The following is a 23,761-nucleotide window of genomic DNA, read 5'->3' on the forward strand; positions in this document are numbered from 1 at the left end:
CAAATTTTAGAAAGCAAACTTCAAAGACGAATAGATGGTGTCGTTAGCTCGGTAAGCCGACCAATAAGAATTCTTATTTGGCGACTTAATCAGCTCGGCACCTAAATTTAAACTAGCAGCGCCACGCCAAAAAGCATAAGTCGCTTCAGCCTTTAGGATGATATCATCGCGATCAAAGTCATACTTTAAGTCCCCCATCACATTGATGAAGTCATTAAAATAATAACGCCCACGCATACCAAGAGCATTACTCCACTTCGCAGTATCAGAGAAGAAATCATCTGATCCACGCTCATTATTTGTCAGAAGGTTGATATAGTTTAAAGAAAACATATAGTAACCTTGATTGACGTTAAATGAGACAGAGGCGTAACTTTCTTTTTCGTAGTTAGGCTCAATATTGAAATACTCAGATTCGAATTTCTTATTTTCTTCACGGCTAAAGTCAACAACCTTAAAGTCGTTTCCAAAAGTTGCCGTCGGATCACTCATATCAACACCGGCAACCATTTGCACGTCACCTAACTGCTGCTTATATTGAATCCCATAATAAAGATGGTGGTTAACAACCGGTGAAGCATCAACTGCAATAACGTCGCGATCTTGGTCAAAGCGAGCATCAGCATTCATTTGAAGACTATTTTGTGGCTTATAGATAAAGAAGGCCGAAAGCTCAGAACTCTTCTGCTCATTCGTTCCAGAAAGTCTAAAACCAAGAGACTTATTCTTTACAACATCATTATAGATATTAGGCATATCGATCGTGTAATAAAGAGGAAGAACATTTCCTTCAAGCACAGTGTACTTTGGTGGAAGTCTTACCCACTCACTCTTACTCGATACATTCCCATCTTCAATTTCAAGCCCTGGATTCATTCCTGGAACAAAGAAGTATGAGAAGAAAACTGAAAAATTTAAATTCTTATTAAATTTGCGATCGTATTGAATACCAACTAGACCTTCTTTCTTTTCAGAAAGTAAGTAGAAACCTTGGTTTGGATTTAGAGTACTAAGTAGCCAGTAATCTTCGTTCTCATTCCATCTAAGAAGCTGGCGGCCAAGAGAGATACGATTATCTTCATCTTTAAACTCAATATAAGCTTCAGGCATTGAAAAGTTGAAAGCAGGCTCTTTTGTAACATAGGCCCTAGCAGCAAATTCACCATAAACCTTACCATTCCACGCTCTTGTCTCGTAATTTCCTTCGATTTGGGCCCAATCGTCATACTCAGACTTTTTAGCTGGGTCATTTAATCGTTGAAATTTCTCATATGACACACTTCCATCTAGCTGTGCGTAGACAGCAAGGCCAGAAAGCGACACGCATAGTAATGTAATTTTTTTGATGAATTTATTCATTAAAGTTAATTAAATCAGAAAAGATTCGTAAATAGAAGTCTTTAACTCGGATTTGGTATCTATTACCTTGGGTGTTAACACTTTTGACAGTATAGTGTTAGGAATTGTGCACACTTTTAACGCAATACGTAAAAACATTTCAAAATATTCGGTTATTCCTTTTCATTTAACTAGAAATTTTCTAGAATTTGGGTGAGGGAATTATGATTAAACACAATAAGTTATTGAAATTACGAGATTTCATTACCTACCTTCTGGTAGCACTACTAGTTTCGTCTTGTGGTTTCGTCAACGATGACCCTGTCGAAGGTGCAGACATCGCCGAGTATGACGGAATTTCAGCTAGTTGCAAAATCGACACGGATCGTATCAAAAAATTATTCGAAGTTAATATCGAAAAAGACCTTAATTGCGTTCAAGATACACTAAATAAATTCAAATATGTTGAGTCCAGAGATAATCGTTTCTTCTTCCGTGAAGATATCGTGAAATTTGCTCGCAAGTATATGGATAACCCAGCAGGTTCTGCTGACGATATTATTGAAGGCCTTGATCTTCTTTTTAAATTAAACACTCTTTTACAAAGAGATATTCCGGGACAAATGTCTCGCACGAAGATTGATTCTTTCTTTCAAATCCTAAAAGAGTTTAACCGTTCAGCCGTTAAAATCGTTGCAACAGTTAAAGACCTACAAGATGTTAAATCAAAAGAAGATTACTATAAGACCTCTGCCATCTTAAGAGCACAGGCCGATGCGTTTTCTTCAAACTTAAATGAAATCCTTCAACAAATTCCTGGACCTGCACAGGCCATCGATATTCAAAGTCTAATCCTCGACATTACAAGAGACCTAAAAGACTTCAAACTTGGTAAGGAACTTCTAAACTCTCTTCTATTTGCTAAGAAACTATTTCTTGGTGGTTCACGTATCTACGTTGACTCAGATGAGTTTGCCCAACTTTTTACTTTCTTCCCAGTTTTCCTACAGAATACAATCGATATCTTCTTCCTTAAAAAGGAATACTTCGAAGATGGATCAGAATACTTCAACAAGCTTGCTAATAACCTAGAAGAGCTTAAGCTCTATGTTTACGAGCACCAAAAAGAAGAAAATATCATCACGATTGCCGATATCAACAATATCATTGATGAATTCTTTAACGAAGATGATGACTTTATTTCAACAATTCTCGGTACGACTAAAGATACCAACGTTAAACTTAAGTCACTTATTCGTTTTGCAAAGAGAGATCTAATTCGTGGAAACCCAGAAGTTTTCTCTTATGCAGACGTTGAGCTATCTCTTGGAGTTGTTAACGTTGCACTTAGATCTTTTGAGTCAGTAAATGTCTTAAATGATCTAGTTAAAGACATTGAAGAGAAAGACTTCAATAGAAAAGTTGAGATTAAAAAGCAATTCCGTGCCGAAGTTGGGCGCCTAAGTGAGAATGCAAAGAAGTTATTAGACGAAGATATTTCAATCCCTCGTGACCACGAGATGAATGTTCTTAAGTTCGCTAATGATACGATCAAGCTTTATGACATCGACCTAATCGAAGATGTTGTTAAGTCATTTATGGCACTGAAAGTAGTAACAACTGGTGGTAGCCGTGAAACTCTCCTATTCCCAGAGTTAATGACACTTCTGACAAAGACAGATCCACTTGCGGCCCTATTCTTTGACCTTAAGTTTCTTGCAAAGGAATACCTTGAGAAGACTCCACTAGAAAAGAACAACTTTTTCTTAGCTCAAGTTAGATCAGTTCAAGACCTTATTCTAAGTGATCTTGAAAATGACCAAGTAATTACTGTTACAGATATTAATAAGCTAATTGAACAATTCTTTAGTAAGCCAGAAGACCTTGATAAGGGAATCGCCATTAAGAATCTTGTTCTTAACTATAAAGATAATATTCTAAGGCTTGCTCCAGAAATTGATTATCTTTCATTTAAGCAATTTAAATCAACTGTAAATGTTGTTGCAATCGTTTACCGCTACCTAGCATTCCTTGATATGCACATTGAGAATGTTAAGCTATTTAAAGATGAAGACTCAAAGACGGCAAGAAAAGTTATTTCGAGAAAGGAATATGTAAATCAATTCCTTTCGATTAAAACGGAACTAGCTAATTACCTACTGGATAAAGACTTTGTTAACCAAGATGGTCTTATCAAGTCACTTATTGCTCGTCTTAAAGAATCAAGCGGAATGTTTAAAGAACCATTTAACTGGAAGCTTTACTCAGAGGCCATGGCACTTAAAGGTCTAGTACTAGGTGGAAATAACCTTATTCTAAATCGTGATGATCTTTATTATTTAACTGAGAAATCAGAATCTCTAGCAGAAGTACTTTATGATGCCTTCTTTACGGACTTCTCTGATGATACTCAATCAGTTCAAAATATTGCAAAAGTTCTTGAGCTGCTTCGTAAGACTCGCTCAATCTTCCACCCTATTGAAGAGAAGAAGAATTATTTTACAGCAAAAGAGATCCTTTCATTTGGTGATGAGCTAATTAAAGAGCTTAATCGCAAGTCGGATAATCCAAAGGATGAAAGTGAACTTCTTAAAGTTTCAAATTTTAAGCGTACACTAATCGACTTTACTCAGCGTATTTTTGATCCAATCCCTCGCTCAGAGCTGATGTATCCAATTCCATGTAAACCAAACCCAGCTTACGATGCCGATAAGCAAGGTAGTTCTAAGTGGATTTGTTCAGAGCTTGATCCTCCGGGAAGTGAGAATTTTGACCTAATGATTACAAGTGATGCTGTTAATCGCATCCTAGATATTGCAGATAGTGCTTTTGAGACACTTTTATTCTCAGACTCAACTTTCCAGTTCTTTGACGAGAGAATGAATTCGCCTAAGCCACTTTATATTGATCGTCGTGAGTACCCAACGGAGAGAGAAGTTCCAGAGTATAAGTACATCACTAAGAAATCATATGTTGTTCTTATTGAAGAGTTTACTAAAGTTGCTCGTGACTATCGCTACTTTAGAAATAAAGACGGATTCCCTACTTATCAGGCGAATATCGTAAGAAACAAGACTGGTTTCAATTCGATCATGCTCTTTAGAAATGTGCTTCCACACATGCTAGAGGGTTATAAGACAGAGGGTGATACAACTCCTCCAAGACAGTCAAAAGGTTTATCAGATAACCAACTTAACAACGCACTAGTTGGACTTAAGGCCGCTCTTGAAGAAATGGGACTTTGGACTGAAGACTTTAAAACTTTTGGTGAAAATATTCTTCTTCTATCGGATCTTTTCCAGGCAACTTCTGGTGGTGACCTTTTCATTAACCTAGATGAAGTAAGTGAGTTTATCGAACTTATCTTTACTGCAGCTAAGATCACGACTCTTTTAGAAGAAAATCTTTATGAGAAGAAAGAGTGTGACACTAGAGTTGATGAAGCAGGCTTCTCTGTAATGGACTCAAAGTGTATTCGTACAAAATTCTTTGATAAATTATTTGGTGAGAGCGAGCTGAATCTTTCAAAGTACTTCCCTCGCCTGAAAGAGTATGTAAAGAACAACAGCAGAGAGCATGTTGTTGAATTTATCAAAGGTGTTGAGATCTTCTCAAGAAGTGTTGAAGATGTTGATAAGATTTGGTGGAGAAAGAAAGACTTCACACTTGTTATTGGCGCAATGTTAAATATCGAATCGACTTATATTCGTTTTGATAGAAATGCAGATAATAAACTAGACCGCGGTGAATTAGATCGTGGTTATAAGGATGCATATAAGAACGCAATCATTAGTATTGCTAAACTAAAAGGTAAATTAAAGACCTTTGGACGTACAGCATTTTTCTACCTATTAAAGTACCATAAAGACCCAGGTGTAGTTAATATCGCTTGGACTCACGTATGGTTTAAGAAATACTTCAATGATTTTGAGGCCAAGCGTCTTGATATCAGTGAGCTATTGAGATTCTTAGTTGACAAGCGTAAGCCAGAAGATCCTTCTATTATGTTTAAAGAAGAATTAGCTGCTTGTGCTCTAGGTAGATCTGACGTTGATGAAGATGAGCTAAACGAGATTTTCAAAGGAATGAGTATTGAAATGATCGAAGCACAAATTAAGAAATGTCACGCTGACTACGTTCAATCAAACGGAAGTGAAGCATTTTATGGAAATTTTCATTAATCAAACTGTTGCCATCCTAATCGATGGCAACAATATCGAAAGAAGTATTCACAGCGTAACAAATAACTCAAATACCATGGTTAATTTTGATACGCTCATCCCAAAACTCTTAGATAATCGAGGGCTAAATCGCCTTATCTATTTTAGAGAAGGAAAGAATATCTCTTCTAAACTAACTGAGCGTCTGCACAATCACTACTATGGATCAGTAATTCCATGTCATAAGAGTGCCGATATCCCTCTGACAATTAAAGCGACACAGCTTGCCTCGAAGGTTGATACGATTATTATCCTTTCAGGTGATTCTGATTATATCGAATTAGTTCGCCACTTAAGAGCAGAAGGTGTCCGTGTTGAAATCGCCTCAATCCCTGAGACGACTTCGAGCCTGCTTGTTGAAGAAGCAGACTATTATCACGAAATTGATGAAAGTGATTGGTTTGAACTTCAAGGCCAGACAAGACAAACAAGACCTAAGAAGTATAGCAAGAACAAAAGAAACTAAGACTTAAGTAGGTATCGACTTAGACAAAGCTCCGAAAGAGAGTGATCTATTTCCTGTAGTTTATCTTTTAGATCATTTACAGCAACAAGCTCTAGCTCGATATCTTCATCTTCATCAAAATTTTGCTTCCCATCTGGGCGACAATTCTTTGCGAGATAAAAGTGAGCAGTATTGCTCATAAAGGCAGGGTTAACACTTACAGGCCCTAGGCTTTCCCACTCGTCACTAATATAGCCAGTCTCTTCTTCTAGCTCTCTTTTAGCTGCAGCAAGTGGATCTTCTCCGCGCTCAACTGCACCGGCAGGAGTCTCGATTGTGATTACATCTTTTCCAAAGCGATACTGCTTAACAAGAACGACTTTATTGTCTTCGGTAATGGCAACAATATTTACCCAATCAGCAAGACGGATAATATCATAAGGGCCTGCACCAATTGGTTTTGTAGGATGATTGGCAACAATGGTTTCATACAAAAAGATATTTCCGCGGTAAACGTTCTTTCTCTCTTTAATAATCCATTTTTCCATTTCGGCCCCTAAAACTCCATTAGCATGGCGGCGTCATTTGCCTTTGTCGCCTCTAAGATTTTCTCATTTGTGCGATCTCTTAGTTCAAGATACTTAATGAAAGCATCTTTTCCAATTTTTTGAAGTAGAAGATCGTCATACTTTTTTTGAATTTCACGATCAAACGCCATTTCTTCTTCAGTTGGATTATATGTATAGTTTTCACCATACTTTTCTTCTAATTGATCATGCATTTCTTCAAATGCAGAAACCTTATCATTGAAAAGACCCTCTCTCATACTGAGGTAATCTTTATATTCTTTCTCAGTAAGCCCAAGGTCATTAATAAATAACTCTTTTACATTTGTAAGCCACTCTTCTTCAAGGCGATCAAATTCTTCTTCTTTTGCCTCTAGCCTTCTTTCAAGTTCTTCATCATCAACAACATCAAGATCTAGGTTAGGAGTTCCCTCATTGGCACCAAGAGTTTGGGCCTCCTCACTTCCTGCAGCAACTTTCTTAGCAGGAGTATCCTCAAATTCGACGACATTAACTTGAGAAGTCATCACTTCTAGAGAGTTTTTATCGTTAGCAATATTTGTCTTAGATTGTTTTGTATTGAAAAAGTAGAAACCACCAGCTGCGATGGCAAGTATGATAATTGTAATTACGATTTTTTTCATAAATTAACTCAAGGTTTAATATTCTCAAATATAATATTAGCACCTAATCGCTTAGCTGTCCTCATTTGTTCTTTAGTTCTTACTGTCCAAAAGACAATATTATTAAAAGTAAAATGCTTGATAATGCTAAGCTGTAGCTTTGAGTATGTATCGATATCTAGTCCAATATAATCTGGCCTGATAACTGGAATAAAAGTCATATTCTCAAGAATCTTTTGCTTGAGAGGATTAAGGCTTGTATCACTAAAATCTCTTGTTACAAGTAGGCCCAAAATAACGGCCGGATAGTGCTTTCGAAACCACTTTAAACAAAATGGATTAAAGGATTGAATCGTATAATCCCCTTCATAGCCTTGAAGAAGTTTCATGACTTCAGACTCAAGCTCTCCATTGTGTTCGATAACCTTCAATTCAATGATAAGTGGAACTTGTCCATTAACAAGATCGAGGACTTCCTTAAGAGTAGGAATCTTCTCTTTTGTTTCTTTGATATAGAGCTGTTTTAGGCTATCGAGAGTGTATTGAGATACTTTGCCATTGCTGCCCGTTAGACGCTCTAGGGTTTCGTCGTGAAAGACCACCACATGGCCATCACTTGATAAGTGTACGTCTAACTCAATAGCATAATTATGTTTAATGGCCGCCTTAAAAGCGGCCATCGTATTTTCAGGTTTTTTTTCGTCGTGTAAACCACGATGAGCAATATAAGTATCGAGATAAAATGTCATTATAATGTTCTTAAGAACATACGAAGATCCGATTTATCCTCATCACTAAGTAGTTCATTACCCTCTTTATCCGTAAAGATTCGTTCGTAGTGACCTGAGTTTGAAAGCCCTGGTAACTTTGTATTGTAGTAAGCTTCTCTAATTCTGCGCTCCTCAGGAATATCCATTCCAACAGGAAAGCCATTACAATCATAATCAAAGTCTAGCATCGGATCAACTGCTGGGATCTGATAGAACTCTTTTACTCTTTGCGCTGGCGGAGTCATTAGCTCACAAAGATTTGGAATTGAATTATTGTGCATATATGGCCAACGGGCCCAGATTCCGTTTAGTGGTGGTGGTACATATCCTTTTTGTGGCTCCACAACAGTTTTCATCCATTTAGAAATTGCTAATTCATTTAAAGCCTCAGCAAAGTATGCTGTACCTTGATAGCGAAGAGGATCTGTTCCAACATCCTTAACAGGTGTCTTTTCATGATAGATAAGCTTTTTCGTCTTAATTTGTTCACTCTTGGACATAAGTGCAGAAAAAGGAAGATCCCAATTCTTCTGGTATTCTCCGTGACATTTCTGACAACGATTCTCAAAATGCTTTTGTCCTCGCTTTGCTGATTCAATATCAATACGTGACACATCAAAGAAGTCATCAATGCGTGGTGCTTTTGTTGAGAAGGCCGCTGCCGTAAGCTCTTTAATAATTTCAGGATTATCTTGTAACCATTTTTCTAATTCATATAAATCTGTTCCACGCCCAAGTTCATTCCACAGGAAGTTTGTGAAGATTGGGTTACCTGCAACAATTGATCCATCTGATAGCCAACGAGTTTTATACTTAAGCGTCCACCATGGCATTGGCTTAGAGTCGGCAACTGTTGAAACAAGAGGATTAAATCTTGGAAAGACTTCATTAAGTTTAGACTTTGATGCGTACTCATCTTGTTTACGATGAGCAAGAGAGAGAGCAACTTGAGGAAGTGAAGTATCAAGTCCAAGTACCATTGGTGATGTTGCTCCAACAGAGTGGATATTCTTCTTTGTTCTCTTAAGCATTGCAACTTCACCATCTGTTGCATTTGTTACTTTTTGAAATGTCTTCGTCGGAATAAATGGAAGAAGTTTTTTTGCTTTAACAAAAAGTTCATTGGCCTTCACTGTTTTATTTGTTAGGCCCATAACAGTTGTTCCAAAAAGGCTTGCTGAGTGACAAGTGGCACAGCTAAAAGTTAGCCCTTTTCCCCACTGAGTATCAACAATACTAGCTCCCATATAATAATCAGGCTTGTGCCCTTCTGGATAAGGGATACGATAAATCCCCGTTGCATCTTCATTATTATATGGATTAAGTCCTAGCCATTGATAGAAAGATTCAACACTATTAACACCAAACTTCTTTTCACCAAGTGTCGTTAAAACAAAGTTTACAAATTTTTCGTCGCGTAGTTCAAAGAAATTATTAAAAGCTTCATATGGAATAAGAAGTCCTGTTACACTAACTGGCCAAACCAGTGCGTGCTTTAGTCCATCTTGAGTTACTTGTTCGTATTCATCTTGAGATAGTTGGTAGAGGTTTTCGCGATTCTCACCCTTTTCAATTTTAGCATCACGTCCCCAATCTGGTGCGTATGAAAATGCAGATAAACTAATTAGTAGTAAAAGTAGTGATTTCATCCTCTCTCCCCTCTAAATTTTTAGAATAAGATTAACTTCTTTCGAGTGTAATCTTCCATCGCATACGCGATTCCCTCACGTCCAAGTCCAGAATCTTTTATCCCTCCATAAGGCATGGCATCCATGCGAAATCCTGGGACGTTATTGAAGATAATTCCTCCAACATCGATTCTTTGACTTGCTTCCTTCATATTTACTAAGCTGTTTGTAAAAACACCAGCTTGGAGTCCATATTTTGAATCATTTACAAGCTCAATGGCCTCTGAAAATGAGTCATAAGGCTCTAAAATCACGACAGGACCGAAGATTTCCTCTGAAACAACCTTCATATCCAAATCTGTATTAGTTAAAACTGTTGGAGCATAAATATGGTGGTCTTCATCAATAATATGCCCACCACACAGAAGCTCGGCCCCATTTGATATGGCCTCTTGTACCCACTGATGAATTCTCTCAAGAGCACCTTCATTGATGACAGGGCCATTAATCACACTCTCATCTTTTGGGTCACCTGAACCAATTGTCTCGACCTGCTCAAGAAATAATTCAACAAATTCATCAAAGATTTCACTGGCAATAAAAACTCTCTGAGTTGAGATACAAATTTGTCCTGAATATAAGAAAGAGCCATTAACGATTTGAGCTGTCACAGCTTCCATATCTTCAACGTCATTAACGATAACGGCCGCATTACCACCAAGCTCAAGAAGACACTTCTTCTTTCCACTTAAGGCCTTTAGCGCCCAACCAACTTTTGCACTTCCCGTAAAAGAGAAAACACTAATTCTTTCATCTTCTAAAAATCTTTGTGCAAGAGCATCTTCACAAATAACAATATTCACAACTCCTTTTGGAAAACCAACTCTTGAAAGTAGCTTTGCAAAAGCAAGTAGAGTAATTGGAGTTTGTGGTGATGGTTTAACAATAATGCTACATCCGACAGCAAGTGCAGGAGCGATTTTATGAAGTGCAAGGTTTAGTGGAAAGTTAAATGGAGAGATACCAAAAATAATCCCTTCCGGTTCATGGCGAATCATGGCCATCTTATCTGCACCAGGCCCATATGAAAGGTCAGGTGTTTCACTGCTGTGATGACGAGCTTTTTCAGCAGAGAGCCTAATTGTTTCCACACAACGAGCAACCTCACCCTTTGCATACGATATTGGCTTTCCCGCTTCCATACATATTAAATGAGAAAAGAACGAAGCCTCTTCTTCTAAAAAGTCAGCAAGCTTAAATAGTAATTTACTTCTTTGGGCACTATCAAAATTTTTATATTCTTCGAATGCATTTTGTGAAGATTGAATAACCTTTTCGTATTGGTGAGAAGCTAAGAGATCAACTTCATTTAAAATACTTTGATCGTATTTATTAAGGACTTCAATAGAGCTTTCACCATAGAGAAATTCATCATTCACGAACGAGGAACGAAATTGCGAAAAATTTTGCATAAAAAAACCACCTTGCTAAGGTGGTATTGTATCTATTCTAAAAATAATGGGTCAATTAATATTGCTTAAAAATCAAATTCACTACCAGCGTGTTGAGTCGATAATTCATAACTTAATGAAGGATTATCTTTTAAAAAGAGTTCTTCTCCACCCATAAATAATTTGATGGAACACAGATAGCAAAGTTTAATTTTAACTTCTCTTCCATTGAAGCTTGAGTATAGTCTTGCCTTAATCATTTTACTTCTGCGAGGTCCGTTGGCCAAAGACCAGTTACGCCCTGCAGCTGAACACGCATCACACATAGCTATCACCTTCATGTTATTTCAGATACATAAAAACTGTTTAACAACGATTTCTATAGATTTTATCGTCATTCTAAAATAAAACTTAATAAATTTATAGTTACTGTATTTTCAAGTATTTAGGTTTTACACATTTGGCCTAAAGTGCCAATCTAATGGGTCAGCAAATATTCTCTGGCCAGAAAAAATTCCCTCATGATACCTTTTATAAGTTATTGAAAATCAACGAATTCGGAGAAGTTAATGACTGCAACTATCAGCCCATTAAAAGTAAAAAATCATCTTGCAACGGCACCAACAAATGCCCCAATCTATGCAACTAAAATTCATAACTTAGCGGGAGAGGAAATCACTCTTGCAGACCCAAAAGCAACAAGAGCTCTTGTGGCCCTAATGAATCAACACGCAGTTATTGGTGGAGCAGCTTGCCACTGGGGTGGACCTGCGGCCTTCGCAGAGATGATGAGTGCTCTTCACTCGATTATGTTCTCACAAGGACCAAATTGGTTTGAGAAATTTAACTTCGTAAACGATGCTGGTCACGCAGAAAATGGAATTTACGCTCTTCGTGCAAATCTTGGTTTTGATGGACTTACATTTGAAAGTCTAAGAGGCTTCCGTTCAATAACATCAAAACTTACTGGTCACGGTGAAGCTCACTTAAATCCAGAAGGTGTTTTCATTTCAAATGGCCCACTTGGTTCAGGACTTCCTCAGGCACAAGGTCTTGCTCTTGCAGATAAGGCAATTGGAAATGATCGTGTAACTGTTTGTACAATCTCTGATGGTGGTTGTATGGAAGGTGAAGCTCGTGAAGCGATGGCCGCAATTCCTGGTCTTGCACAAAAAGGTAAAATGAATCCATTTGTTATGATTATCAGTGATAATAATACAAAACTTGGTGGGCGTATTACTGAAGATAGCTTCGATATGAAAGGAAGCTTCCTTGCTCTTAGAGAAATGGGTTGGGATCTTGTAAGAGTTGAAGAAGGACACGACCTAGAAAGAGTTTATCAAGCAATCGAAGAAAATATTGCAAAAGCAAAATCAAATGAACTTAAGCCAATTGCTCTTGTTATCAAAACAATCAAAGGTTACGGTGTAAAATCAACTGAAGAAGCAAAGTCTGGTGGTCATGGTTATCCTCTTGGAGCATATGATGAAAAATTAATTTCATTTCTTGATGAAATTTATACTGGTGAAACTTGTCCAGAAGAGTTTAAAAATTGGGCAAATGAAATCCTATCTTCAAAGCCAGCTCCAAAAGAGGCTTCTAAGTCTTCGGCCCCTTCAGACAAGGTTCAGCCAGGTCTTGCAAATGCTATGATTAAAGCAACAAAAGAAGGGCTTCCAGTTTTTTCTGTAACTTCAGATCTTGCAGGTTCAACTGGTGTTTCAGGCTTCCATAAAGAATTCCCTAATCACTATGTTGATATTGGTATTGCAGAATCGAATATGGTTTCAACAGCAGTTGGTATGGCAAAACAAGGATTCATTCCTGTTGTTGATACTTTTGCACAATTTGGTGTAACAAAAGGAAATCTTCCTTTAATCATGTCTCAGCTTTCTCAAGGTGCTGTGATTTGTTTGTTCTCACATACAGGTTTCCAAGATGCTGCTGACGGTGCTTCACACCAAGCAACAACTTACTTCTCTGCTGTAGCAGGAATTCCAAATACAACAGTCATTGCTCTTTCAACGAAAGAAGAAGCTGAAAGCCTAATGTATCAAGCAATTAAGAGATACGAAGAAGCAGTAAACAAAGGAAAAACACCAGAAACAACTGTATTTTTCTTTGGCCGTGAAAAACATCCAGTTTCATATATTGATGGTGCAAACTACGGTTGGGCCAAAGCTCAAGTTCTAAGACAAGGTACGGACGGAATTATCGTAACTCACGGTCCACTTGTACAACAAGCTCTTAAAGCAGCGACAGAACTTGAAGCAAAAGGTAAAAATATTACTGTTATCAATAATCCATTTATTAACAAGATTGATGTTGAAACATTCAAGGATCAGCTAGCAAAGAATGGAAATAAAATTGTAACTGTTGAAGATCACCAACTAACAGCTGGTGCTGGAGCAATGCTTTGTCATGCTCTAAAACAAGAAGGACTTGAATTTAATATGAAGTCACTTGGAAATGATGGCCACTTTGGTCAGTCTTCATACACTGCACTTGAGCTTTATAAGAAATTTGGCTTTGATGCAGATGCAATGATTAATCAATTCTAATTAAATATAGGCCTCAGAAATGAGGCCTTTTTTATTACCTTTCTTAGGCCATTTTAAAATACGCTAAAACCGATATCCCCTTCAAGTAACTCTAATAATGCAATAAGGAGGAATCGTGTTTCATTCCAAAAAATTACTCTATCTCATTACCCCCGCCCTACTCTTAATCTCACTACTAGGTTGTACCCGAGCTGAAAGATATTCATTCACTAATGATCCTAAGCCTGCATCAAGGCACACTCTGGATTCTCACAAGGCCGTTTCCCAAGAGTTAAACTTTGATGATGATCGAGACTTTAAAGATTCTCAAAAGGGTTTTATTGCAAAACTTGAAGGGCCAATTAAATCAAAAGATGGAATGAAAGAGATTTTTGATCCTGCTAAATTTCCTTCCCTCACACAAGGAAAGCCACCTGAAACAGTAAACCCAAGTCTTTGGCGTCAATCGCAACTAACATCAATCAATGGACTCTTTCGTGTCACTGACCATATCTACCAAGTAAGAGGAATTGATCTTGCAAATGTTTCCTTTATTCGTGGAAAAAAAGGATGGATTATTATTGATCCCTTAATGACAACAGAGACTGCGAAAACTGCATTAGAGCTAGTTAGAAAAAATGTAGAAAATCTTCCTGTGACAGCAGTTATTTTCACTCACTCTCATATCGATCACTTTGGTGGAGTTTACGGAGTTGCGAGTAAAAGTGAACTTGAAAGCGGCAAGATTCAAGTTATCGCTTCCAAGGATTTTGTCTATGAGTCAGTAAGTGAAAATGTCATTGCAGGAACGGCCATGAGTCGACGTGCAGAATATATGTATGCTCGAACATTAGACTTCGGGCCTCAAGGCTCTGTTGGGACAGGACTAGGAAGCTACACTGCTAATGGTGAATACGCCATTGCTAAACCCACAACAATAATTGATAGAGATAAAAGCTTAGTCGTAGACGGAGTAACTATTGAGTTCATGTTTACACCAGGAGCGGAAGCTCCAACAGAGATGATGGCCTACTTCCCAAGAGACAATGCACTTTGTGGAGCAGAAATCTTAAGCCATACAATGCATAATATACAAACCTTAAGAGGTGCACAGGTAAGAGATAGTCTAAAATGGTCAAAGCATATTCAAAGAGGGCTTGAAAAGTACAGTAAGGCTGAAGTCCTTTTTAATTCTCATCATTGGCCAACTTTTGGAAATGACCGAGTCGTCTCTCATATGGCCTCTCAAAGAGACTTGTACAAATTTATTCATGATCAGTCCGTAAACCGTTTAAACAAAGGTCTTTCTGGAACTGAGCTATCAGATAGTATTAAGTTAAATAGAAATCTCGCCAGAAACTTTGCCAATCGTGGCTATTACGGAAGCCTAAGTCACAATACACGTGCAGTATACGATAAATACCTTGGCTTCTTTGATGGTAATCCTGCTCACCTAAATCCGCTCCCAGAAGTAGAATCAGCAAAGAGAACGATTGCTTATATGGGAGGAGCCGGAGACGTCTTAGAAATGGCCATCAAAGATTATAAAATTGGGGAGTATCGCTTTGTTGCAGAAGTCTTAAATAAGCTTGTCTTTGCACAACCAAAAAATGTGAAAGCAAAGCAACTTCTGGCAGACACTTATGAACAATTGGCCTATCAATCCGAGAATGCGACTTGGAGAAATTTCTATGTTCAAGCAGCTCAAGAATTACGTTACGGAGTTGGTCGGCCAGCACCGGCAACGGCTTCACCTGCAATTTTATCTCAAATGGATGCTGAATTACTCTTAGATTATCTCTCTGTTAGAGTTAATTCTGAAAAGGCCAATGGCACAGACTTAACACTGGAATTAAATATTACAGATAGGAATCAAAGGTACTACTTAACCCTTAGAAATAGTGTTCTTAACTATTCAAAGAAAAGACCTCAAGAACAAAATCGCCAGCTCGCTTCAGATGATAATGCATCAATTAACTTAAAGCATGGACAATTAGTTAAACTTGCAATGGGAGCAGTTTCCTTTGCTGAGCTTGATGAGAAAAATATTAACTATAGTGGGGATAAGAAAGTTTTCGATGCCCTTAATGAAACATTAGATACTTTTCCTAATACATTTAATATCGTGACACCTTAAAAAAAAGCCTCTGTTTTACAGAGGCTTTTTATATTCAACGACCATTTTTTCTTCTAGATCTTTATAACAAAAATTTTCAGGTGTTATAGAAGGTAGAATAACTACTTTGATTTTTCTACGTTTTAAAAAATTCCAACGGATTCCTTTAAAAACACCTTTTCCAGAAAAAGAATAGAAACTTCCCCATAGACCTTTAATAACAATTGGAACGACTTGAGCATTCGTTTGCTCTACAACCTTCTTAATACCAGGCTGATACTTTCTAGGCTCACCATCACGAGTAATCCACCCCTCAGGAAAGAAGCCTACACAGCGCTCTTCATTTAGAGTGCTATTTAGTTTTGAATAAGCTTCATCAAGAACCCTTGGGTCCTCTCTTCTTGTAGCGATCGGAATCAAATGTCCCTGCATAAAGAATTGCTTAAGCCCTGGAATATTATAATAGCGGTGGTCAATTACCCAGCGAATAGGTCTTGGAGAAAGACTCATGACAACACCCCAGTCAACAAATGATGTGTGGTTGGCAGCAATAACAAGCCTTCCTTCTTTTGGAATATTTTCTTCACCTTCAATTTGAATATCATAAAGAAAAGTCGTAAAAAGCTGCACAACAAAGCGCCACATTTCTTCATGGAAGAAGTAGTAGCAAATTCCTGCATAGATCAGATTAAGGCCACCAAGAATGAGTAGATTATCTAGAGCCGTTGCGCCAGCACTCTTAAGAAGAATAATTGAAACAGCTGCAACAACCATAAAGATAGCATTCCAAATATTATTGGCCGCGATTGTTCTCGCAAGCTTCTCAAGAGGTGCACTATGCTGCATAAAAGTTAATTGTGAGATATAGAAATTCCCACCAAATATTGTAATAAGTAGAAGATCAATAATTGCTCTTAGAGCAAGTGGTTGTGCAAAAAATTCAGCAGGTGGCATCAAAGCGCCTGTCACTGACATTGGCCACTGTGTAGAAACATAGTAAAGATCAAAAACAGCTAGCGACATCCCCACTGCTGCAACAGGAACCATTCCCACTTCAATTCTCTTACCAGATAGCTTTGAGCAAATCCAAGAACCAAGCCCCATCCCTACTGTAAATGTCGCCATAAAGATTGAGGCAACCATTTCACTTCCGTAGAAAACATTTTTAATAATGGCCGGCATAACTGAAAGAACAAATGAGCCTAGAAACCAGAACCATGAAACTCCCATCATTGCACGGAAAGAGTTCTTCTCTTTTACAGAGTTAATGAGAAGTTGAAATGTTGGTTTAACAAATGTGTAATCAATTTTTACATCATTATTAATATCGTTAATTTTATTTTGAAAACGTGCTGTAATAACACCAAGTACCGCAAATATTAGGATTGCAAAAGCGGCCGTATCAGTAGCATCAGGTGCTGCAGCGGCAAGCCCTCCAATGATTGTACCAATAAGAATTGCAATAAAAGTTCCTCCACCAATAAGTGCTGTTCCTGTCGTTAGCTCTTCATCTTTTAAAATTGTCCTTAAAGACGAGAACTTAACTGGTGAAAAGAATGACGACTGAGCACCCATTAAAAAGAGTGTAAACATTAACAGTCCGTAACTCTCTGTAACGAAACCAATCGCTCCACAAAGCATAAATGCAAGCTCAGTAAATTTTGTTACCTTAATAACTTGCGCCTTGTCGTAGTGATCTGAAATTTGACCAGATGTAGCAGAAAATAAAACATAAGGAAGAATGAAAGCACCACCAGCAAAAGCGACTAATGATTCTGCACCAAGTCCAAAGAGTGAGACATTCTTATATGTAATTAAGATAATTAGAGCATTTTTAAATACGTTATCGTTTGCGGCACCAAGGAACATCGTCCAAAATAGAGGCCAAAATTTTCTTTCTTTATAGAGCATTGCTAATGACATTGTTTTTCCTTAAATAATTCTTAACAATATTGTACTATTATTTACTAATACGTAATGACGCATAAACCCGAAAGGAATTTATATGAAACTATATCACTATATCCATTGTCCATTTTGTGTAAGAGTTCGCATGGCACTTGGTTTCTTCGAAATCGAGTATGAATCAATTGTACTAGATTACAATGATGAGAAGACACCTGTCGAGCTTACTGGCACAAAGATGTTACCAATTATGGAAATTGATGGCGTCATTATGAACGAATCACTTGATATTATCAAGGCCCTTGCAATTCACAGCGATAAAGATTTGAATCTATCAAAATTAGATAGCGAAAGTTTTAAGCTGCTTAATGATTACCTCGATCAACTTGGAAAAGATGTTCATAACTTATGCATGCCTTACTGGGCGTGGTCAAAAGAGTTCACTCCAGAGGCAAGAGAATACTTTATTAATAAAAAGTCTGCTAAACGTGGCCCATTTCACTTACTTGCGCAAAATAAAGCAGAATACTTACATAGCTTTGAACAAACGCTGACTCAGCTTCCAGCAAAACTTTTACCTTACTATGAAAGCGACAAGTTTACGATTCTAGATATCCTTCTAGCATCACATATATGGGGAATGTACATCTTTCCAGAGTATCAATTTCCTCCGCAAATTCACATCTACCTTCAAAAGGTGAAAGAGCTAACAAACTTTAATTATCATGAAGATTTCTGGCGCAACTAGCGCTAGGACTTCTTACCTAGAAAAATCCAAATAGGTCCAATAAGAAGGAATTGAAGATCTTCAAAAAAAGAAGGCTTCTTTCCTTCTATTTTGTGACCAATAAACTGCCCAACCCAAGCAACAACAAAGACAACAATCCAAGTAATAAAAAAATATTCCGCTAAAAAATTAACAAGAAAGAATTGTGTTAAGAGCATAAATGGAATCACTAAGCTAAGAGCGACAGTGATGGCCTTTAAATTTTTTAGTGAAAGATAGAAAAGACTAGCAAGAATAACAAAGGCCCATGCCCAATTAAAATAGCCAAAGAGTGCAGGCTTTGGAATCGCCCAAAGCATTCCTAATAGTGACCAAGTAATCAATGGAACACATACTTCGTGAATGCGTTGATTTGTTTTATTCTGATGAGATTCACCGTACATCTCAAGCCACGTTTCTAAACTTCTCATTGAGTATGCTCCAAAAAACAAAGGGAGACCATTTGGTCTCCCCTCATTATATCATAATTGATTTTTAAATTATGAAGCTGCTTCTTCTTTTTCTTCAGCTGCGTCAGCGTGAGTCTCAACAACCATTTCAGTTTCTTCAACTTCTGGCTCAACGACAACTTTCGGAAGGTGACAAGATACAACTGATGCAGTTGGATCGATTGACCAAGCTAGACCCGTTGGTAGAGAGAAGTGCTCAAGTGCCCAGTGTCCATCAAGCTCAAGACCAGTGATATCGAATTCTAAGAATTCTGGCATATCTTTTGGTAGACCTTCTACTTCAACTTCATGCATATTGAAGTTAACTAGACCACCTGCTTTTGTACCAATAGCTTCACCTACAAAGTGGATTGGAAGAGAAATAACTACTTTCTCTTTTGCAGATACCTTATGGAATGAGCAATGTACAAAGTCTGTCCCGAGGTGACCTCTTTGAACATCTGCTAGAGTTACAAGGTGCTTCTTACCTTCAAACTCTACTTCAAATACCTTTCCAGAAGTATGTAGGAATTTTGAAAGACCTTGCTTTGGAACCATAAATTGAGCTCCTGCAAAACCTTTTCCATAAATAGTTCCTGGAATATATCCGTCTTTTCTCATTTGAGTTGTTGATCTTCCCGGTTTTCTTGTTTCAACTTTTAAAATACTAGTTGTTGACACATTTTCCTCCTGTGTTCCGTGGATTCAATAGATAGTATTCTATCGACCGTTCATAAAAAAAATTTAGAATAAACTTGAATAAAAACACACAATCACCTATTTTTCTCCTATGAAAACTGACTTAAACACACAACTACTAAACTCTTTTTATATCCCTGCAAGTGACATCACACCTACTAATGCCCAGAAGGTTATGATTATCTTACACGGCCTAGGCGATAGCCTTGAGTCTTACAAAATATTCACACAAGAAATAAATGTAACCGGTCTAAGCTACTTGCTCTTAAACGCGCCAAAGAAGTACTACTTCGGTTACAGTTGGTACGATATTCCACCTAATAATCCAGTGCCTGGTATTGAAAACAGCGTAAAAACTCTAACGAAGATTATTGATGAGATTGTAGAAAAAAATAGCAATATCGACTACTCGGACATCTTTATCGGTGGCTTTTCTCAAGGTGGTTGCGTGAGCCTTGAGACGGCCTATCAACTCGATCACAAACTAGGAGGAATTGTTCTAATGTCCCCTAGAATTTATCCAGAAAGAAGACCTCAGCAATTGTCAAAATGCCTCAAAGAAACGGCTATTTTTTGCGCTCATGGAAGCCTTGATCCAGTAATTGACATTCATCAAACAAAGGCCGGAATTGATCATCTTGTAAGCCTAGGGGCCAATGCACAATTCCATGCCTATGAAATGGAGCATGAAATTGATATTGATGAAGTGATTCAGCTACGTAACTGGTTGAATGAACATCTATAATTTCTGACACTTGCCCTAAGCTATTTCCAAAACTACCATTATTAGGTAAGATAGGAGCAAATGAAACTCAGGAAATAAAGGAATCAATATGAGCGATAATCCATTCAACATTCTAGGTAAAGAATCTACTCCTATCAATCAAGGAGAAGCTGTTTCTGGTGCCGATAAATCAAAAGAACTAAATGAGCAAATCGAAGCACTAATTGGATCTGCTGACCTTTTCTTATTCATGAAAGGTACACCTGATATGCCAATGTGTGGTTTTTCAGCAAATACAATTGCAATGCTAAACTCTGTTGGTAAACCTTATAAGACTTTTAACATTTTAGAAGATATGGATATTAGAGAAGGTGTAAAAGTTTACTCTAACTGGCCAACTTACCCACAACTTTACTTCAAGGGTGAGCTTGTAGGTGGTAATGATATTATCACTGAGATGTTCCAATCTGGACAACTACAAGAAGTTCTAAATAGCTAATTGATTATTTAAGCATCGACGCTAGGCCTTACTATGTTTTGGCCTAGCGATATTGAAAACGTTGTATACTCAAAGTCTTTTTCAAAATCTAAAATCATATTATTTTCTAATGCTAACTTTTTCGAAATACTAAGGCCAAGACCTGTTCCTTCACCGACATCTTTCGTTGTGAAGAATGGAGTGAAGATATCTTTAGCAACATTATCTTTGATCCCATCACCACCATCCTGTACGTAGATAGTGAACTGATCTAACATTGACTCTTCAACCCAAATTTTTATCCAACATTTCTCAAGAGATTCAAATTGATGAACCGCCTGATAAGAGTTAGTGAGCAAGTTTAAAATGATTTGATAGAACTCATTTTTTTTACACGCTACTTCTAAGTCACTAAACGGATTTTTAAAATCAATATAAATTTCTCGACCAGTTTGGGCCTGAAATAATCCCAATGAATCCTGTATTAAGTTATCAAGGTTATGTATCTCTTTAGTAATTGAGTTTGAGGAGCGAGAGTAAATCTTTAAACTATTAGCAATATTTTCAATGCGATCCACTTGCTTAATAATACTCTCTAACTTTTTCATATAAGAAGGATCGGAATCCTTGATCTTACCAGCATAACGATCTTTCAACTGTTCGGCCTGAATGCGTATGATACATAATGGATTATTTATTTCGTGTGCAATTCCTGCAGACATTTGTCCAAGAGAGCGCCATCTTTCAAATTCTTCAAATTGCTTTTCTTGCATTTTCAAAGTTACGCGATTGATATGTTCTTGATGAACATCGCGAATTTGAACCATATAACGTCCAACACCTTGAATAACAATATAGGTTACACTAATACGACAAAATCTTTTTTTAGAACGACGCTTGCGATAAATAGGATGAGTAACTTTTAAGGCCACGCCGTCCAAACGTTTTGCTTGTTCAAAAGTATTTAAGAAGAACAAATACTCTTCATCATCAAAGATAACTTCTGAAAACTTGTTTCCCACAAGACTTTGCTTTGTCACCTTATTTATATCTAAGATCACAAGTTGATTATTAAGAATGAATAAATCATCATCGGTGGCGGTATAGAAATTTTTGAACAGAGTCGAGATAAAATTCTCAGCTCCGGCATTAATATTACGACTGTAAACCTCAATAAATGACGGGCTTGTCCCTGTAGCTGAATAACCTGGCTGTAGCCAAATCTCCCACTGATCTCTTTCGCCTAATAAATTGATTGATTCAGAAAAGAAGTGGCAAGCTTCACCATTCTTTACTCTTTCGACTTGTTCAAGAAAGAACCCCTTCTTTTCATCAGGAGTATATTGAAATAAATTAGTGCCAACAGTTAACCCATAACCGAGATATAAATCATTCACATAAATGCAATCTCCATCAAAATCGATGTGACAGTAATGGATATTCGAATTTAATAGCTCCTTGCGAAAGCTACTATTCGGTTTATTCACTTGGCGTCTCGTCTCAATCATAGCGATAATGATTGTTTTAAATCAACTTCTTCTAAATATAAAATCGCCTCTATTTTATTAGAGGCGATTTATGTAAAAAAATATTAATATGTATTTTCTGAAACAGAATTATCACTGTCATTAGAACTAGATGAAACATTTGACTCATCTGAACTTGCAACTTTTTCATATGTATCAGGAATAAGTGACCACTTACCGCCACCTTCTGAACGAATAATATAACCGTAGTCATGAAGCTTTCTTCTTAGGTTATATAAGTGAACATCCACTGTTTTTGGGTGAACAGTTGTATCTCCCCAAACATTATCTAAGATATCATCGCGACTTACGATACGATGTGGAGAATTAATAAATAGTCCCAGTAGTTGTTTTTGTTTACTAGTTAAGTGCTCTACTTCTTTACCATCTAGCAGCATCGACTTGTGAGCAATTGGTTGAACCATTCTTCTTGGACTACCATTGAATACATTTTCAATCTTAACGATTAACTCATTTTTCTTAAATGGTTTTGTTAAGTAATCAAGTGCACCTTCCATAAAACAGAATCTCAGTGCATCAATATCATCGATACTTGAAACGATGATAAATGGAATCACCATTAAACGACGATCTTTTGAATGATTTAAGTAAGTCATGAAGTTACCATCATCAAGCATAAGATCTGCAATGATTAGTGCTGGATTCTTTTCAGTATTTGATAGAGCATTTTGAAACTCTTCAATAGAAGTAAAAAATCTTAAGTTGTTGTAGCGGTGAACGAGAGTTTGTTCGTAAACAAAACGACATCCCTCATCATCCTCTAAAATCCAAATTTCCTTGTCCGTTGCCATTGTCATAATTCAAACCTCACCGATAAATTGTTGTCCCCATCAAGAATTTCGTAATCCTTTCCCTTTGCTAAAAAGTTATGAATTCCGATGTATCTTCTTAATGATTTTTCGTTTTCGTCACCTAAGTTTAAGATGGAATCTAACTCTTGTCTTAAGTATTTGTTTAATTCTGACTTAATAAAAATTAATTTTCTTAACTCGTCTTTAATTTCTAAGGTGATATGGAATGTATCTCTTCCTTCTTTTTTTGCCAAAGTTGAGAATAAGTGGGCAAAAGAGAACAAGATTTCACATAAATCGTTAGCTTGTGAACCTTTTACGGTTACATCATTAGCAATATTCCAAGTTAAATCTGCAAAATGTTTCTTTAAGTAGATACGTGCTTGACCGAAGGCCCTAGTAGCGATTTTGCTAATTGGAACTTCTTCATCTAAGAAATAAGGTGTTGATTGCTTAAGAAGATTTAAATCATTCTCAAAGCGTTCAAGACCTTGATTTAATTTTTTAACAAATGGGTTATTTTCATCCTGATCCTGCATCAATTCATCAATACAAAACCTAATTAAATGCATATGACCCGAGTAATCATGGGATAAAACTCTTAGCGTTTCGTTAAAAGCTTCTCCTCTATCCAATTCATTATTCATAGAACCTGCGCTGTTTTTTAATATATATTTTGTTTACATACCAATAAATATTGCTTAT

General features: G+C 37.1%; 20 protein-coding genes. 7 read left to right on the forward strand and 13 right to left on the reverse strand.

The annotated features are described in order from the left end of the window. Nucleotides 1-6: 6 nt before the first annotated feature. The gene (locus ACMAYL_RS05085) at nucleotides 7-1,359 is read right to left on the reverse strand and encodes a hypothetical protein (protein WP_146037754.1); all 1,353 of its coding nucleotides are present in this window, start codon (nucleotides 1,357-1,359) and stop codon (nucleotides 7-9) included. A 203-nt stretch (nucleotides 1,360-1,562) separates the two neighbouring features. Here ACMAYL_RS05085 and ACMAYL_RS05090 point away from each other — a divergent pair, with 203 nt between their 5' ends. Beyond that, the gene (locus ACMAYL_RS05090) at nucleotides 1,563-5,519 is read left to right on the forward strand and encodes a hypothetical protein (protein ID WP_412469817.1); all 3,957 of its coding nucleotides are present in this window, start codon (nucleotides 1,563-1,565) and stop codon (nucleotides 5,517-5,519) included. Beyond that, complete coding sequence (locus ACMAYL_RS05095) at nucleotides 5,503-6,024, forward strand: NYN domain-containing protein (protein WP_103216607.1); 522 nt, start codon at nucleotides 5,503-5,505, stop codon at nucleotides 6,022-6,024. Before ACMAYL_RS05090 ends, ACMAYL_RS05095 begins: the two co-directional genes overlap by 17 nt. Here the strand turns inward: ACMAYL_RS05095 and ACMAYL_RS05100 are convergent. The 6 genes from ACMAYL_RS05100 to ACMAYL_RS05125 form a co-directional block, all read right to left on the reverse strand. Next, nucleotides 6,021-6,551 (reverse strand): NUDIX hydrolase, encoded by a 531-nt coding sequence (locus tag ACMAYL_RS05100; protein WP_103216606.1) that lies wholly within the window; start codon nucleotides 6,549-6,551, stop codon nucleotides 6,021-6,023. The genes ACMAYL_RS05095 and ACMAYL_RS05100 overlap by 4 nt on opposite strands. 8 nt (nucleotides 6,552-6,559) lie before the next feature. Further along, nucleotides 6,560-7,213, reverse strand: a complete 654-nt coding sequence (locus ACMAYL_RS05105) for a hypothetical protein (RefSeq protein WP_412470833.1) — start codon at nucleotides 7,211-7,213, stop codon at nucleotides 6,560-6,562. An 8-nt stretch (nucleotides 7,214-7,221) separates the two neighbouring features. Further along, entirely contained in the window at nucleotides 7,222-7,941 is a 720-nt protein-coding gene (locus ACMAYL_RS05110; protein ID WP_103216604.1) for a glycerophosphodiester phosphodiesterase family protein, read from the reverse strand. Then, entirely contained in the window at nucleotides 7,941-9,611 is a 1,671-nt protein-coding gene (locus ACMAYL_RS05115) for a hypothetical protein (protein ID WP_103216603.1), read from the reverse strand. Before ACMAYL_RS05115 ends, ACMAYL_RS05110 begins: the two co-directional genes overlap by 1 nt. A gap of 20 nt (nucleotides 9,612-9,631) precedes the next feature. Further along, complete coding sequence (locus ACMAYL_RS05120; protein ID WP_392991152.1) at nucleotides 9,632-11,062, reverse strand: aldehyde dehydrogenase family protein; 1,431 nt, start codon at nucleotides 11,060-11,062, stop codon at nucleotides 9,632-9,634. 65 nt (nucleotides 11,063-11,127) lie between these two features. Then, nucleotides 11,128-11,367, reverse strand: a complete 240-nt coding sequence (locus ACMAYL_RS05125; protein ID WP_103216601.1) for a hypothetical protein — start codon at nucleotides 11,365-11,367, stop codon at nucleotides 11,128-11,130. Between the two features lie 243 nt (nucleotides 11,368-11,610). Between ACMAYL_RS05125 and ACMAYL_RS05130 the strand changes: the two genes are divergently transcribed. Together ACMAYL_RS05130 and ACMAYL_RS05135 are read left to right on the forward strand one after the other, a co-directional pair. Further along, on the forward strand, nucleotides 11,611-13,602 hold the full coding sequence (locus ACMAYL_RS05130; protein ID WP_412470834.1) for a transketolase C-terminal domain-containing protein: 1,992 nt from the start codon (nucleotides 11,611-11,613) through the stop codon (nucleotides 13,600-13,602). 115 nt (nucleotides 13,603-13,717) lie between these two features. Continuing rightward, a complete protein-coding gene (locus tag ACMAYL_RS05135) occupies nucleotides 13,718-15,718 on the forward strand; it encodes an alkyl/aryl-sulfatase (RefSeq protein WP_412470835.1) in 2,001 nt (666 codons plus the stop codon). Nucleotides 15,719-15,733: 15 nt separating this feature from the next. Here the strand turns inward: ACMAYL_RS05135 and ACMAYL_RS05140 are convergent, their stop codons facing one another. Continuing rightward, on the reverse strand, nucleotides 15,734-17,620 hold the full coding sequence (locus ACMAYL_RS05140) for an MFS transporter (RefSeq protein ID WP_412470836.1): 1,887 nt from the start codon (nucleotides 17,618-17,620) through the stop codon (nucleotides 15,734-15,736). Nucleotides 17,621-17,702: 82 nt separating this feature from the next. On the opposite strand from ACMAYL_RS05140, the gene grxB reads away from it, so the two are divergent. Beyond that, nucleotides 17,703-18,350, forward strand: coding sequence for a glutaredoxin 2 (gene grxB / locus ACMAYL_RS05145; RefSeq protein WP_103216597.1), 648 nt, complete (start codon nucleotides 17,703-17,705; stop codon nucleotides 18,348-18,350). A gap of 2 nt (nucleotides 18,351-18,352) precedes the next feature. Here the strand turns inward: grxB and ACMAYL_RS05150 are convergent, their stop codons facing one another. Beyond that, nucleotides 18,353-18,799 (reverse strand): DUF962 domain-containing protein, encoded by a 447-nt coding sequence (locus tag ACMAYL_RS05150; RefSeq protein WP_103216596.1) that lies wholly within the window; start codon nucleotides 18,797-18,799, stop codon nucleotides 18,353-18,355. 69 nt (nucleotides 18,800-18,868) lie between these two features. Continuing rightward, a complete protein-coding gene (locus ACMAYL_RS05155; RefSeq protein WP_103216595.1) occupies nucleotides 18,869-19,498 on the reverse strand; it encodes a 50S ribosomal protein L25 in 630 nt (209 codons plus the stop codon). A 109-nt stretch (nucleotides 19,499-19,607) separates the two neighbouring features. On the opposite strand from ACMAYL_RS05155, the gene ACMAYL_RS05160 reads away from it, so the two are divergent. Together ACMAYL_RS05160 and grxD are read left to right on the forward strand one after the other, a co-directional pair. Then, nucleotides 19,608-20,261 (forward strand): alpha/beta hydrolase, encoded by a 654-nt coding sequence (locus tag ACMAYL_RS05160; RefSeq protein WP_412470837.1) that lies wholly within the window; start codon nucleotides 19,608-19,610, stop codon nucleotides 20,259-20,261. Between the two features lie 88 nt (nucleotides 20,262-20,349). Beyond that, complete coding sequence (gene grxD, locus ACMAYL_RS05165; RefSeq protein ID WP_103216593.1) at nucleotides 20,350-20,739, forward strand: Grx4 family monothiol glutaredoxin; 390 nt, start codon at nucleotides 20,350-20,352, stop codon at nucleotides 20,737-20,739. Between the two features lie 8 nt (nucleotides 20,740-20,747). Here the strand turns inward: grxD and ACMAYL_RS05170 are convergent, their stop codons facing one another. The 3 genes from ACMAYL_RS05170 to ACMAYL_RS05180 form a co-directional block, all read right to left on the reverse strand. After that, nucleotides 20,748-22,205, reverse strand: coding sequence for a two-component system sensor histidine kinase NtrB (locus tag ACMAYL_RS05170; RefSeq protein ID WP_158246767.1), 1,458 nt, complete (start codon nucleotides 22,203-22,205; stop codon nucleotides 20,748-20,750). 104 nt (nucleotides 22,206-22,309) lie between these two features. Beyond that, a complete protein-coding gene (locus ACMAYL_RS05175) occupies nucleotides 22,310-23,062 on the reverse strand; it encodes a response regulator transcription factor (protein ID WP_103216591.1) in 753 nt (250 codons plus the stop codon). Then, nucleotides 23,059-23,703: a hypothetical protein gene (locus ACMAYL_RS05180; RefSeq protein ID WP_146037753.1), complete on the reverse strand. Its 645-nt coding sequence runs from the start codon at nucleotides 23,701-23,703 to the stop codon at nucleotides 23,059-23,061. The genes ACMAYL_RS05175 and ACMAYL_RS05180 overlap by 4 nt, the downstream gene beginning before the upstream one ends. Nucleotides 23,704-23,761: the final 58 nt, after the last annotated feature.

Source organism: Halobacteriovorax sp. RT-2-4 (genome assembly GCF_047085445.1).
GTDB lineage: Bacteria > Bdellovibrionota > Bacteriovoracia > Bacteriovoracales > Bacteriovoracaceae > Halobacteriovorax_A.

Bases quoted from the DNA above. Each gene is read 5' to 3' on its own strand.
- ACMAYL_RS05180 (WP_146037753.1), bottom strand. From the start codon at position 23,703: ATGAATAATGAATTGGATAGAGGAGAAGCTTTTAACGAAACGCTAAGA.
- ACMAYL_RS05115 (WP_103216603.1), bottom strand. From the start codon at position 9,611: ATGAAATCACTACTTTTACTACTAATTAGTTTATCTGCATTTTCATAC.
- ACMAYL_RS05110 (WP_103216604.1), bottom strand. From the start codon at position 7,941: ATGACATTTTATCTCGATACTTATATTGCTCATCGTGGTTTACACGAC.
- grxD (WP_103216593.1), top strand. From the start codon at position 20,350: ATGAGCGATAATCCATTCAACATTCTAGGTAAAGAATCTACTCCTATC.
- ACMAYL_RS05140 (WP_412470836.1), bottom strand. From the start codon at position 17,620: ATGTCATTAGCAATGCTCTATAAAGAAAGAAAATTTTGGCCTCTATTT.
- ACMAYL_RS05120 (WP_392991152.1), bottom strand. From the start codon at position 11,062: ATGCAAAATTTTTCGCAATTTCGTTCCTCGTTCGTGAATGATGAATTT.
- ACMAYL_RS05160 (WP_412470837.1), top strand. From the start codon at position 19,608: ATGAAAACTGACTTAAACACACAACTACTAAACTCTTTTTATATCCCT.
- ACMAYL_RS05150 (WP_103216596.1), bottom strand. From the start codon at position 18,799: ATGAGAAGTTTAGAAACGTGGCTTGAGATGTACGGTGAATCTCATCAG.
- ACMAYL_RS05175 (WP_103216591.1), bottom strand. From the start codon at position 23,062: ATGACAATGGCAACGGACAAGGAAATTTGGATTTTAGAGGATGATGAG.
- ACMAYL_RS05085 (WP_146037754.1), bottom strand. From the start codon at position 1,359: ATGAATAAATTCATCAAAAAAATTACATTACTATGCGTGTCGCTTTCT.
- ACMAYL_RS05125 (WP_103216601.1), bottom strand. From the start codon at position 11,367: ATGTGTGATGCGTGTTCAGCTGCAGGGCGTAACTGGTCTTTGGCCAAC.
- ACMAYL_RS05130 (WP_412470834.1), top strand. From the start codon at position 11,611: ATGACTGCAACTATCAGCCCATTAAAAGTAAAAAATCATCTTGCAACG.
- ACMAYL_RS05095 (WP_103216607.1), top strand. From the start codon at position 5,503: ATGGAAATTTTCATTAATCAAACTGTTGCCATCCTAATCGATGGCAAC.
- grxB (WP_103216597.1), top strand. From the start codon at position 17,703: ATGAAACTATATCACTATATCCATTGTCCATTTTGTGTAAGAGTTCGC.
- ACMAYL_RS05100 (WP_103216606.1), bottom strand. From the start codon at position 6,551: ATGGAAAAATGGATTATTAAAGAGAGAAAGAACGTTTACCGCGGAAAT.
- ACMAYL_RS05105 (WP_412470833.1), bottom strand. From the start codon at position 7,213: ATGAAAAAAATCGTAATTACAATTATCATACTTGCCATCGCAGCTGGT.
- ACMAYL_RS05090 (WP_412469817.1), top strand. From the start codon at position 1,563: ATGATTAAACACAATAAGTTATTGAAATTACGAGATTTCATTACCTAC.